The 13,111-nt window shown below is 44.3% G+C and carries 9 protein-coding genes; 6 read left to right on the forward strand and 3 right to left on the reverse strand.

Features of this window, described 5'->3' with window-relative positions:
* Positions 1 to 23: 23 nt before the first annotated feature.
* Positions 24 to 806 carry a TSUP family transporter gene (locus ACS8FA_RS26720; RefSeq protein WP_439266304.1) on the reverse strand — a complete coding sequence of 261 codons (783 nt, stop codon included), beginning with the start codon at positions 804 to 806 and terminating at the stop codon, positions 24 to 26.
* A gap of 80 nt (positions 807 to 886) precedes the next feature.
* Complete coding sequence (coaBC, locus tag ACS8FA_RS26725; protein ID WP_439266302.1) at positions 887 to 2,278, reverse strand: bifunctional phosphopantothenoylcysteine decarboxylase/phosphopantothenate--cysteine ligase CoaBC; 1,392 nt, start codon at positions 2,276 to 2,278, stop codon at positions 887 to 889.
* Positions 2,279 to 2,406: 128 nt separating this feature from the next.
* Here coaBC and radC point away from each other — a divergent pair, with 128 nt between their 5' ends.
* From radC to ACS8FA_RS26740, 3 genes are all read left to right on the forward strand, one after another.
* A complete protein-coding gene (gene radC, locus ACS8FA_RS26730; RefSeq protein ID WP_165597972.1) occupies positions 2,407 to 3,090 on the forward strand; it encodes a RadC family protein in 684 nt (227 codons plus the stop codon).
* Between the two features lie 349 nt (positions 3,091 to 3,439).
* Positions 3,440 to 6,370 carry an acyl-CoA dehydrogenase gene (locus tag ACS8FA_RS26735; protein ID WP_439266300.1) on the forward strand — a complete coding sequence of 977 codons (2,931 nt, stop codon included), beginning with the start codon at positions 3,440 to 3,442 and terminating at the stop codon, positions 6,368 to 6,370.
* Positions 6,371 to 6,861: 491 nt separating this feature from the next.
* Positions 6,862 to 8,238 (forward strand): dicarboxylate/amino acid:cation symporter, encoded by a 1,377-nt coding sequence (locus ACS8FA_RS26740; RefSeq protein ID WP_296208158.1) that lies wholly within the window; start codon positions 6,862 to 6,864, stop codon positions 8,236 to 8,238.
* A gap of 118 nt (positions 8,239 to 8,356) precedes the next feature.
* Here ACS8FA_RS26740 and ACS8FA_RS26745 read toward each other — a convergent pair whose 3' ends face one another.
* Positions 8,357 to 9,112: a TSUP family transporter gene (locus ACS8FA_RS26745; protein ID WP_101206038.1), complete on the reverse strand. Its 756-nt coding sequence runs from the start codon at positions 9,110 to 9,112 to the stop codon at positions 8,357 to 8,359.
* A 464-nt stretch (positions 9,113 to 9,576) separates the two neighbouring features.
* On the opposite strand from ACS8FA_RS26745, the gene nhaA reads away from it, so the two are divergent.
* The 3 genes from nhaA (at position 9,577) to ACS8FA_RS26760 (ending at position 13,063) form a co-directional block, all read left to right on the forward strand.
* Positions 9,577 to 10,779, forward strand: coding sequence for a Na+/H+ antiporter NhaA (gene nhaA / locus ACS8FA_RS26750; RefSeq protein WP_102091810.1), 1,203 nt, complete (start codon positions 9,577 to 9,579; stop codon positions 10,777 to 10,779).
* 215 nt (positions 10,780 to 10,994) lie between these two features.
* The gene (locus ACS8FA_RS26755; RefSeq protein ID WP_439266297.1) at positions 10,995 to 11,597 is read left to right on the forward strand and encodes a DUF2799 domain-containing protein; all 603 of its coding nucleotides are present in this window, start codon (positions 10,995 to 10,997) and stop codon (positions 11,595 to 11,597) included.
* 77 nt (positions 11,598 to 11,674) lie between these two features.
* Positions 11,675 to 13,063: an oxygenase MpaB family protein gene (locus ACS8FA_RS26760; RefSeq protein ID WP_439266295.1), complete on the forward strand. Its 1,389-nt coding sequence runs from the start codon at positions 11,675 to 11,677 to the stop codon at positions 13,061 to 13,063.
* Positions 13,064 to 13,111 lie beyond the last annotated feature (48 nt).

The raw sequence follows: 13,111 nt of genomic DNA on the forward strand, positions 1-13,111 counted from the left end.
GCTGAAAAGGCTTATATCTTTAGCTATAACAATGCGGTAATACCTTGCCAGCCAACGCGTATTCCAAGCACGATTAAAATCAATAAAATAAGCTGACGAAAACGCGCTTGCGGTAAATAGCGACGCAAACGGATTCCAAACAAAAGAGTCACTATAGATAGCACACTTAAAAAAGTAATCAGCTGCCACTCACCACTGCTCAGTGCCATGATAGGCTCACGCAACACGATAATTTGAGCAATCTTTCCTAAGAAATAGCACATGTTACCGACTTTGGCGATGGTGTTTTTATCGTCACTAGCAGACAGTAAATACATCATCAGTATGGTCGACATTGCATTGGTCGAGCCGCCGATGACGCCTGCACCAAAGCCAACGGCGATCAACATAGGCTTGGTGTTTGGTAGACGGATTTGTTTGCCGAGTAAGCTACTCACAACGTAGAAGGCAATGACCGCGGCCAACAATAAGAGAATATAAGCGCTATCGACCCATAGCAATAGTTTCGCACCTAGAATGCTACCTAGCAGGCTGGTAAGCGCAAGCAACCAATAGCGTCTACCGTAGTAGATAAAGTTTTGCCAAATGGTGCGCTCACCGCCTACTAGCCATGTCATCACATTAACGACTAGCGAGGGGAAAATCACTAACACAATGGCATGCGGCAATGGGTACATACTAGCAAGTGCGGTGGTCGTCACTAGCGTTGCGCCAAGTCCGCTAATACCATGCAGCAGTGAGGCAAGCGCAAAAATGACCGCCAGCACTAGCATCTGAGTGCTATCGTTACCAGCTACATTCATCATATCGGTCACACCATTTTAGGCTCAGCGTCTATATCTATACACTATCTACATGCTAGCTATCAGACTTAGCGCCTGTATTTTTAACTATTTTTACGTTGACCGATTGCTTGACCGATTATGCTAGCTAGTTGCTCAGCAATTTTATCTTTACTGGTCTTCTCAAGCGTTATCGCGTCACGCTCATAGCGCTCAGAGAAAAACACCTGCATCGCATTGTCATCACTAGCAAAACCAATATCTGCACGCGATACATCATTACAAGCAATCATATCTAAATCTTTTGCAACCAATTTGCCACGGGCATAACGCTCGACATCTTGTGTCTCTGCCGCAAAACCAACGACAAACAACGCAGGATGCGCAAGAGAAATTGTCGCTAGAATATCAGGGTTTTTAACCAGACTGAGCGTCATGGCATCTTGTGTTTTTTTGATTTTTTGCGGTGCGGCTTCTTCTGTACGATAATCTGCCACGGCTGCGGTGGCGATAAAGATATCTGCTTTTACGAATTGTTGTTCAGTATAAGCCTGCGGTAGTTCATGCTCATCACCGCAACCACAGTCGCCATGATAATGCTCTTCAGAATGGGAATGGTTATGAGAATGACCATGCGTGTGATCATGAGAATGGTCGTGCTCATCTTCAAAGACCAATTGAAGCTCGCTATGCGTGCCATCTACACATTGCTGCGCCGCTATCAGCATATCTTCAGCAGACAGCACATCGATCCGTGTGACATTAAGCGGCGTGGGCAATGCCACTTTACCACCAGCGATTAATACAACGTCTGCACCAGCAGCCACACAGGCGCGCGCCAATGCAAAGCCCATTTTTCCTGAAGAGTGATTAGACAGATAACGCACAGGGTCAATCGCTTCTACTGTTGGACCTGCAGTAATGACCACTCTTTTGCCTGCTAGCAATTGCGGCGTCGTATTCATCGCTATGAACAGTAACACCTCATCCAATAACTGCTCAGGCTCAGGCAATCGCCCTGCTCCGACATCACCGCACGCTTGCTCACCGCTAGCTGGTTGGATAATTTGATAATTCATATCGCGCAACGTTTGCACGTTTAGATTGACTGCTGGATGCGCCCACATCTGCTGATTCATGGCAGGAGCAATAATGACAGGCGCAGTAGTGGCAAGACACACTGTGGTCAATAGATCATCAGCCATACCCATGGCCAGACGCGCAAGCGTGTTGGCTGAAGCAGGTGCAATCACGATTAAGTCGGCCCACTTGGCCAGCTCAATATGCCCCATGCCTGCCTCTGCTTGCTCATCGAGCAACGAGACATGCACTTCGTTACCAGTCAACGCTTGTAGCGTCAGCGGTGTGATAAATGCTTGTGCACCCGTCGTCATGATAACGCGCACATCAAAGCCTGCCTTGACTAACAAGCGGGCAAATATAGCAGATTTATAAGCGGCGATACCGCCAGTAATAGCAAGCACAATATTGGACATAAGCGTGGCATCAACAAAAAAGTGAAAAGATAAAATTGCGCTTATAGTAACAATTATGAGATAAATTGGGTAAGATTTTCCGTATCTATCTCAGATAACGAGTATCAACCCATTTTCAAGGAGTGACAATGGCGATCAAAGACTGGCATGAGGATGACAGGCCACGCGAAAAACTTTTAAAATTTGGTGCAGCTCATTTGTCTGATGCCGAGATACTGGCCATATTTTTGCGCACCGGCACTCAGTCTCAATCAGCGATTGAATTAGCGCGGCATTTGATTGATCAGTTTGGTAGCTTAGCCGAGCTATTAGCCGCCCCTCAAAAGACGGTTCTTGCCTGCCATGGTATGGGACCTGCAAAGTACGCCCAAATATTAGCCTCACTTGAGATGGGTACGCGCTATCTGGACAGTCAACTCAAAACTGGGCAAGCACTTGGCCGCTCACAAGCGGTCAAAGACTATATCAGTACCCAGTTGCGCGGCGAGCATCGGGAAGTGTTTGCCGTACTTTGTCTCGATAATGCGTTGAACCTTTTAAACTTTGAGATATTATTCACGGGTGGCATCTCATCATGTTCTGTCTGCATCAAGCACGTACTGCGGCATGCACTAAGCCACGCTGCTAGCCAACTTATCATCGCCCACAATCATCCTCATACCGATGCCAAGCCATCGACCGCTGATAACTTACTGACCTATGAGCTAAAAAAAGCCTGTGACCTGTTAGATATCTCGCTTGTCGATCACATTATCGTCGGACGTAACGACACTTTGTCTTATGCCGAAAGCTGCCTTTCCCCTTTTGGTTAGCTCTTTGGCTAGTTTTCGATAATAGCTAGCTACGTGTTCCAACTAGACATATGATTAACCTGCAAACAATTATGTTTGATACATATCATCGACAGAGCGTAGCATTTTGGCTCTTGATAGTTATCGACAACTGTTTCATATTAGTAGCCATTCTTGTCATTTATTTGTCAATTACTTACTAGACCGTTAATACTAGTACTTAAGAGACGTAAAACCGAGCATTTATGGATTAACAAATCATTCGATTTACTTGTAAGACAGTGAATGGCAAGACGAAAAACAATTATAGTTAGCTCTTTCATTCACGTACTTTTCGCATTTTTTATTCAGCGCTTTAAAGGAGATAGTCATGGCAATTGGCTTGTTTATTTTGGCAGTCATCATTCAGTTAGCCGTGGTCTTGGCCATCTTTTTGTTGTCCTTATCACGGGTCACCGGTAGCATCGTCGCCCTGATTACGGTTATCGTTACCGCAATTATCAGCCCATGGTCGCTCATTTTGGGTATACCAATGGCATTACTGTGCTTGGTCTTACTCATTGCACCGCTTCGCCAATCGTTAATCACTAAACCTGTTTATAAGGCGCTGGGCGGTGCGATGCCGAGTATGAGTGATACGGAGCGTGAAGCACTTGATGCGGGTACTAGTTGGTGGGAAAAAGAGCTGTTTATGGGTGCGCCGAATTGGGATACCTTTGCCAATTATCCTTATCCGCAGCTTTCGGAAGAAGAGCAAAGTTTCATCGATAATGAAGTAGAAACCTTATGTGCCATGCTTGATGAATGGCAAATCCAGCATAAAGATAAAAATCTATCACCTGAGGCATGGCAATTTATCAAAAGTAATGGTTTCTTAGGTTTAATCATTCCAAAAGAATTTGGCGGCTTAGAATTTAGCTCTTATGCGCAAAGTCGTGTAATGAGCAAGATTGCTTCGCGCTCGCCGACTGCCGCTGTAACCTGTATGGTTCCCAACTCGCTCGGCCCTGGTGAGCTATTGATGCATTACGGTACAGACGAACAAAAGCAGCACTGGTTGCCAGGTCTTGCCAAAGGTGATGAAGTACCTTGCTTTGGTTTGACTGGCCCTGAAGCTGGCTCTGATGCAGGTGCCATTCCTGATACAGGTGTAGTCTGCTACGGTATGCACGAAGGTAAGCAAGTGCTTGGCTTACGCATGAACTTCTCTAAACGTTGGATTACCCTAGCACCTGTCGCCACTGTCGTTGGTTTAGCATTTAAAATGCACGATCCTGAAGGTCTACTTGGCAATCCTCAAAAAACCGATTACGGCATTACCTGTGCCCTCGTTCCAGCTAATCACGAAGGTGTTGTAACAGGGCCACGTCATAATCCAATCGGCTCACCATTTATGAATGGTACGGTCGATGGCAAAGACGTCTTTATTCCATTAGATTACATCATCGGCGGTGTTGAGAACGCTGGTCGTGGCTGGCGTATGCTGATGGAATGCTTGGGCGTTGGACGTGGTATCTCTCTGCCAGCTCTATCGACATCAGCCAGTGAAATGACTTACCTATCTGTCGGTGCATTCGCCAAAGTTCGCGAACAGTTCAAGATATCAGTAGGTAAATTTGAAGGTGTACAGGACGCTACTAGCCGTATGGCAAGTAACACTTATATGTTAGAAGCGTTCCGTCATTTGGTTACTTGCGGATTAAACCAAGGTGGTACGCCATCTGTTATGACTGCCATGGCCAAATACTATGCGACTGAAACCATGCGTAGCGTCGTCAACGACGGTATGGATGTGGTCGGTGGTCGTGCTGTGCAAATGGGTCCGCGTAACTTCTTAGCGACACCTTATCAAGCGATTCCTGTTTCCATCACTGTCGAAGGCGCCAACATTTTGACCCGCTCTCTCATGATCTTTGGTCAAGGTGCGATGCGTTGTCATCCTTATTTATTCGACGAGCTTCAGTTACTACAAAGCGAAGATAAAGCGGCTGCCACTGAAAAATTCGATACCCTTTTCTTTAACCATTTAGGCTATACGTTTAACCGTGGTGCAAAAGCTTTTGTCGCAGGTTATATTGGCGGTAGCGATAAGGCCCCAAGTTTTGTAGATGCTTTTACCCGTCCCTATTACAAACATATTAACCGCTTAAGTGCGAGCTTTGCCCTAACTGCTGATATGGCATTAGGACTACTAGCAGGAGATTTAAAGCGTAAAGAGATGCTCTCTGGTCGTTTAGCAGATATCCATAGTCATCTATTTATTGCGACTGCTATTTTGCAGTTCTATGAGCATGGTAGCAAGTCAGAATCTGAGCGCTTACATGCCGAAGTTGCGCTACAAAACAGCTTGTATACGATTCAAGAAGCCTTTGTGTCATTCTTTGCTAACTTCCCGAATCGTATGGCAGCCAATGTGGTCAGCTTTGTGACTTTCCCAAGTGGACGTATCTTTACCCCAGCGAGCGATGAGCTAAAACGCCAGTTGGGCGATACTTTCATGGATGATTTTGCAGCCAACCCATTCCGCGATTATCTAAAAACCATGGTTTATTACAACACCGATGCAGACGATGTGACTGGTCGTATGGAGCATGCTTATCAGACGTTGGTCGAAATCGAACCATTGTGGCAGAAGTTCAAAAAGGCAGAGCATCAAGACAGCTTTGAAGGATTGACGTTTGAAGACCATGTGGTATATGCAAGCCAAAACGGCGGGATTACTGAAGAAGAAGCAGAAGTACTCATTCAATATAATGCCATGCGCTTTGATTCGTTATTGACCGATACATTTGACGAGCATCTATCGGAAGCACTAGAACGCGACAATCCACATGCGCTTGAAAACGCGGTTCATCAATTGACGGATTATGCTCAGCTAAAACAACAGGCTAAAAATAAGCGTGGTATGTCTGACGATAGTGATACGGCAGCGGATACTGACGCTCTAGCTACTGATGTTCCGGCTACTGCTGAGCTGAATGATACTTCAGATACAGATGCAAAGACGGGGGATGAAAACCCCAACCATGGTTATGAGAGTGACGGTGATGTAGAAATGGTAAGCGAACAGGATACCGTTGAAGAAGTCACTTCCCAGACAGATTTTAAAAAGTCAAAACCTCAAGCAGAAGCATTAGATCATCGTTACCGCGACGCTGAGTCACATCTCAGTGAGCGTATGAGCAACAATCACAGTCGTCATATTACGTCGTCTGACGAGGTTCATGACAGTGCTGATGCAGATACTCTCAAGCATCCAGAGCAGCCAGTGCATGTACCACATGAGGATGATAAAGTATAAGTAAGCTTCATCTAACCTAGATAGCGTCATCATGACTTTTAGTATGTATAGCGCTATTTATGCCCCGGAAAGCCAAACTGTCCCTATGCGACCGTTTGGCTTTTTTTATTGCTGCAATTTGACAACCTTTAAAGTCCAAACTAAGTCCATTGTCTAAGATTAATTCGGCATCGATAGTTCAGTACCGAACCAGACTAAAAACACTTTCATAAATATTTTGTTTCATATGAGAAACAAACGGTTTAGAATAAATAATGATTATTTTATGGGCACATCGTTGTGAAAATTATCATCGTCTCAGAATAAAATGGTAAAAAAATCTTGCAGTGCCCTTAACTATTCTTTTATATTGTCCACGAAAATGTGACATCGAGCGACAATCACGGGAACTTAATAGTCATAACAAGCTTTGTAGTAAGGCTGATAAGTACAATCATGTTGGCTAATGAACACTTACTATAAAGCTGTTATGCACACAAAGGATATGAATTATGTGGAAGAATTTGGGACTGACGGGCAAGATTATTGTTGCCATGGTGCTCGGTATTGGACTGGGCCTATTTCTAAACTACTCAGGATTGAACGGCGAAGGTAGCTTTGTTAATACTTACATCACCAATGGCTTCCTTGCCATTGTTGGTAAACTATTTGTCAACTCGCTAAAAATGTTGGTCGTACCTTTGGTGCTTATCTCACTGATTTGCGGTGTATGCGGTATTGGTGATATTCGCCTACTTGGACGTATTGGTACCAAAACGTTCATTATTTATATGATAACCACTGCACTCGCTATTGCGACTGCAATTGGTCTTGGCTCGCTATTCGGTATCGGTAAAGGCATGAATATCGGAACGGAAGCCGAGTTTGAAGCTGCGTCAGCGCCGCCTCTACTTGATGTGTTCTCTAACATTATCCCATCGAACCCCATCAGCGCGATGGCAAATGGCGATATGTTATCGATCATCTTCTTTGCTATTTTGATCGGCGTCAGTATCTTGATGGTAGGTAAACCTGCCAAAGGCTTAGTGCAGAGCCTAGAACTGATCAACGAAGTTATCTTAAAGATGGTCACGATCATCATGAACCTGGCACCATACGGTGTATTTGCTCTATTAACTAAAGCCATGGCAGAGCTAGGTTTAGATTTGATTTGGTCGCTACTTGGCTACGTAGCAGTATTAGTCGGTTCATTGGCCTTCCACTTCTTTGTCACTATGATGATTGTACTAAAAGTGTCTTCAGGCTTGTCTATCAAGACGTTCTTGGCAAAAATGCGTGAAGTACAGATCTTTGCTTTTAGTACCTCAAGCTCAAACGCGACGATTCCTATTACCTTGCGTACGGTTACCAAGCGTATGGGTGTAAACAACTCAGTTGCGTCGTTCACTGTTCCTTTTGGTGCTACCATCAATATGGATGGTACGGCTATCATGCAGGGTACTGCGACCATCTTTATTGCCAACATTTACGGCATTGATTTGGGCGTGACCGAATACTTAACCGTCATCTTGATGTCAGTACTGGCGTCTGTTGGTACGGCTGGTGTACCTGGTGTTGGTCTAATCATGCTGTCTATGGTATTCGCTCAAGTGGGTCTACCAATCGAAGGTATCGGTCTAATCTTGGGTGTGGATCGTATTCTTGATATGCTACGTACTGCTGTAAACGTTGGTGGTGATGCTGCTGTTACTACTATCGTGGCAAAATCAGAAGGCAAAATGGATCTGGCTATTTACAACGATCCTAACGCTGGTGCAAAAGACGTATTTGATGGTCATATCGATGAAGACAATGAGCGTGAGTTCTCTGAAGTCTTTAGTGATGGCATCATGGGTAGTGAATACGATGATGTTGATCGTCGCCGCTAACCCACGATTGCGAGATAGAAGTGCATAAAATAAAAAACCTCAGTCAAGTTGGCTGAGGTTTTTTTATGATCAATAACCAGTAAGTAATCATGGTTGATATGGTTCTATCAACAACTAATTAGCCAAACACATATTTGGTCAACATCGCCAGACAGACCAGTACAATTACTGGACGAATCAATTTACTACCACCTTTAACTACCATATGTGAGCCAAAATAGGCACCGATGGTTTGCCCAACCATCATCGCTAGCCCCACTTTCCACAGTACGTTGCCACCCAAAATAAAGAAGATTAACGAACCGATATTGGTCGATAAGTTCAATACTTTTGCCGCACCTGTTGCTTCAATAATTTGACGGCCACGCAATGCCACATTGCCAAGCGCAAAAAACATACCTGTACCTGGGCCAATATAACCATCATAAAAACCAATCAACGGTGCCACGACTTTTTGCCATTTGCTCTCTGAGATACGCGGTGCAGCCTCTACTTCGCCAAGCCTAGGGGCAAATAATGTATAGATACCGATAGCCGCGATTAAAAACGGAATCACCTTTTCGAGCAAGTCAGGTGGTGACATCTGTACAGCGATGGTGCCGATAACGGAACCAATAAAAGCGGCAATGATAGCTACTTTGATACGTTGCGGTTTGACGACCCCTTTTCTAATCATAGTAATAGACGCCGCTAGTGCGCCTGATGCCGCTTGCAGTTTATTGGTGCCAAGCGTTAATACTGGTGGGATATTGGCCAGTAGCATGGCAGGGATAGTCAATAACCCGCCGCCGCCAGCAATAGCATCAATAAATCCTGCCAATGCGGCCACCGCAGTAAGCATTAAAATAATCTCTAACGAGAAAGTTAAGTCCATGACACTGACCTGCAAAATATGATAAGAAGAGAAAAGGAGTTCTGAGATAAGGCTAAAATATCATTATCGATAAGCTGACAGCTTACCAGTGCTAGCAAAAGAAATAATGACACGTCGCACAGCGCTGCTCATTATAAAGATAAAACCGTAAAAAAAGCCAAAAACGTAACAAAGTCTGCTAAATTTGTCTAATAACGTTCCGAATATGCTCGGCAAAATAGCGACTTATTAAAAAGATGTAACGACTTACAACTATTGTGCTCGTCAAATCCTCTTTATAATATTGCTATTGTGAATATAAAAAAGTAGACCGTTGGCACTGGCTCAACGTATTTTGTTGTCTATATTGATAAGAGTATGAGAAACTGTTTCTGTCTATTTGCTACCTCAAAATTATAGGTAGCGCAGACATTGATGGATATTTGAGGTTATTTAGTAAATTGTATTTAGCGAATGAGGATGATATGGCAATACGAAGGATTAAGGCATTTTTTGAATTTGAGGCAGCAGGCGGTATCGTCTTAGCATTGGCTGCCATTGCTGCAATGATCATTGCCAACTCCCCTCTTAATGTTTGGTATGAAGGTTTTATTCATGCACCAGTCGCCATTCAGATTGGTGAGTTTGCGATTGCCAAAGACGCTCATCACTGGATTAACGATGGTCTGATGGCGGTTTTCTTTTTCTTGGTTGGATTAGAGCTTAAGCGTGAAGTACTCATCGGTGAGCTGTCCAACGTCAAGCAGATAATACTGCCAGCAGGGGCTGCACTTGGCGGTATGATTATGCCAGCGATTGTCTATCTGCTCTTTAACTACAATGAGCCTGAGTTTTGGAAAGGTTGGGCCATTCCTGCTGCGACAGATATTGCCTTTGCACTCGGTATTTTGAGCCTTTTAGGTAATCGTGTACCAAACTCTTTAAAGGTCTTTTTGGTCTCTATTGCTATCTTCGATGACATTGGCGCGATTCTGATTATCGCTTTATTTTATACCAGTGAGCTGTCGTTAGAGTCATTGGCAGTAGCTGGTCTATGTTTGCCGTTCTTATATGTTCTTAATCGCCGTAACGTTACCAACATCACGCCCTATCTACTCATTGGTCTGATCATGTGGATTGCCGTACTCAAGTCTGGTATCCATGCAACATTGGCAGGTGTGGTACTAGCACTGTTTATCCCAATGTTCGACCGCACTGATCCTGAGCACTCTCCACTTGAAGAGCTAGAGCACGATCTACACAATACCGTCGCCTTTGGTATTTTGCCAATCTTTGCTTTTGCCAACTCGGGTATTTCGCTCGAAGGCGCAGGTTTTGCTGAGTTATTCCACTCAGTACCGCTAGGTATTGCCGCTGGTTTATTTATTGGTAAGCAATTAGGCGTCATGTTCATGTGCTGGTTAATCTTTAAGCTTGGTATCTCAACCATGCCAAAAGGTATGGACTATAAGCAAATCTACGGTGCAGCTCTATTGTGCGGTGTTGGTTTTACCATGAGTTTGTTCATCGGTGGCTTAGCGTTCGCTGGCGACACCACTATGTTTGATGAGCGCTTGGGTATTATCATGGGTTCAATCGTCTCTGGTATCGCAGGTTACATCATGCTAAAAATGAGCTTAAAAGACAATGCTAGCGGTACATCGGTCGACTTGACTCGCCCGCATTAATGAATACCTTTGAGATATAGAGTAGCTTATAGTGGTACTGCTTAATATTGATCCCACTTATAAGCTGCTCTATTTTATTTGTATGTACGTTATCGAGATACCTACAAGTGACCTAGCAATCGATGACTAGACTATATAACGTGATTAATTGCATCATTTATTTGTGTTCATAGTTATTATCGTTATCATAATTATTACAGCTATCGGAGCTAACCATGTACCGACCTATACACCGCGTTGTACGTCAACTGGCATTAGGGTTATCTATGTTCGGTAGTATTTATCTGCTAGCAGGCTGTGCAACACTCTCCAAGCAAGAATGTCTCATCGGTGATTGGCAAGCTATCGGCTATAACGATGGCGTGGCAGGTTATCATTCAGACCGATTAGCATCTCATACAAAAGCCTGTGCCAAAGCCAGTGTCGCCCCCGACTACCAAGCATGGGAGCGCGGTCGTAAACTTGGTCTACAACAATACTGCACTATCAATAATGCCTATAACATCGGTAGACGTGGTCGTCAATTAAACAATGTTTGTCCAATTGCTATGGCCAACACATTGCAAGCGGCTAATCAAAAAGGGCTAGATTATTACGCCTTAGACAGTCAATTAGACAAAGACAATCACCTCTTAGATACTTACCAATCAGAATTCGATAAGCTAGAAAATGGTGAAATGCTAGACTTTTCTAATGAAAAAGAAGCCCGTGCACGGCTGCTATCTCTATCTGATGAGATTCGTGATACTAAACGCCGTATCCAAAAGACGCAGCAGCAATTAGATTCATTGAACCAATCCAGTAATTTTTACGAATGACTGGGATGCGAAGCTATCGCAATGCAAGTTTTACGTTCTAAGGCATGTCCTCACTCTGAAAATGGTACTTGATAACTATGGATAAGAAAATCATCAATACGGCAAGTACTTCAACTGACAAACCTGACTTTCAATCATCGAATGCTCAATCATCGAACACTTATCAGCGTCATGGACGTACCACTGCTATCGATGACCATAGCGATTTGCAGGTTTTAAAACGCATTAAACGTTATCTATTGCCAAAAGACTTTACGATCTCGCCTGCTCTACTTGATGAGATCGTGGCAGGTTACGATATTGGCGATCCACTCGCAGACGCGTTAGCCGCTCAGAACATAAAATTTGCAAAGCCCTTACAGCATACTATTCTTGGCGATAGTTCAAACAATAATCCTGCGAACAAAGACCTTGTAGACAATGACCTTGCAACCAACCCATTATTTAACGCGCTCACTGAGCAATTTAGTAGCCATCCTGACTGGTTCGACCCAAAGCTTGCCCAGGTAGGTGCGGTTGCCTATCGGCGCTATCCATTGATGCTCATTTGGCTACTGCGTAATGTTGCTCTGATGGCAGGCTATAGTATCCCTGCCCTATCACTGCCACTTATTCAGACGGGTGCACTGATGCACGATGCGCTACCGCGATTGATGCGTACTTATGCCTATATCTTGGCTGTGTCTGAACACCCCTCGCCTGATATGAGCACACGCAATCAAAATAAACCCATCGAGCAAGTATTAGCTATTGGTTCTGAGGGCTGGCGACAATCGATCCAAGTACGTCAGATACATACCTTGGTACGGCAAAACTTACTCAAAGGTAAAGGCAATGCTGCTACAGGCGTGATACCAAATGCCGAGCAACATCATAACCCTGACGGCAGTTGGAATACTGACTATTGGGGCATCCCTATCAATCAAACCGACATGATTGCCACCCACCTGCAGTTCTCGTTACTGATTATGCGCGGTCTACGACTGCTGGGCGCACGTATTAGCACAGAAGAAGCTGAAGGTATCTTACATCTATGGAACCTTGCCAGTTATTGGATGGGTGTTGATTTAGATCGCTTACCAAAAGATGAAGCAGCCTGCTGGGAATGGCTGTATACCTACCTATCCATTCAGCAGCTTGATTTTAAGATGGGGCAGCCACTAGCAAAAGCCTTGCATGATTTACCCCGTCAGCTCATGGGCGAAGACAATCGCCGTGGACGCTTTGTGGAAATGGTCAACGCCAGTGTGACTCGCACCTTAGTCGGTGATGATATCGGCGATGGCTTAGATTTACCAAAATCAAAAATACGCTTTGGCGTATTGTCTTCAGTGCCGATTCTTTTTGCGCTCGATACTGCACGGCAGCATAATGCATCCGTTGCTCATAAGCTAGAAGCATTCCGTGCCAAGCGCCAAGATAATATGAACTGGTGGTTGAAAAAGAATGATGATTATTATAAGTAGATGACCATAGTCATTCCACTATAAAAGCATTACTGCGTTAACCTCGCT

The sequence above is a fragment of the Psychrobacter sp. 1Y1 genome, from assembly GCF_051847395.2.
In the GTDB taxonomy this organism is placed as follows: domain Bacteria; phylum Pseudomonadota; class Gammaproteobacteria; order Pseudomonadales; family Moraxellaceae; genus Psychrobacter.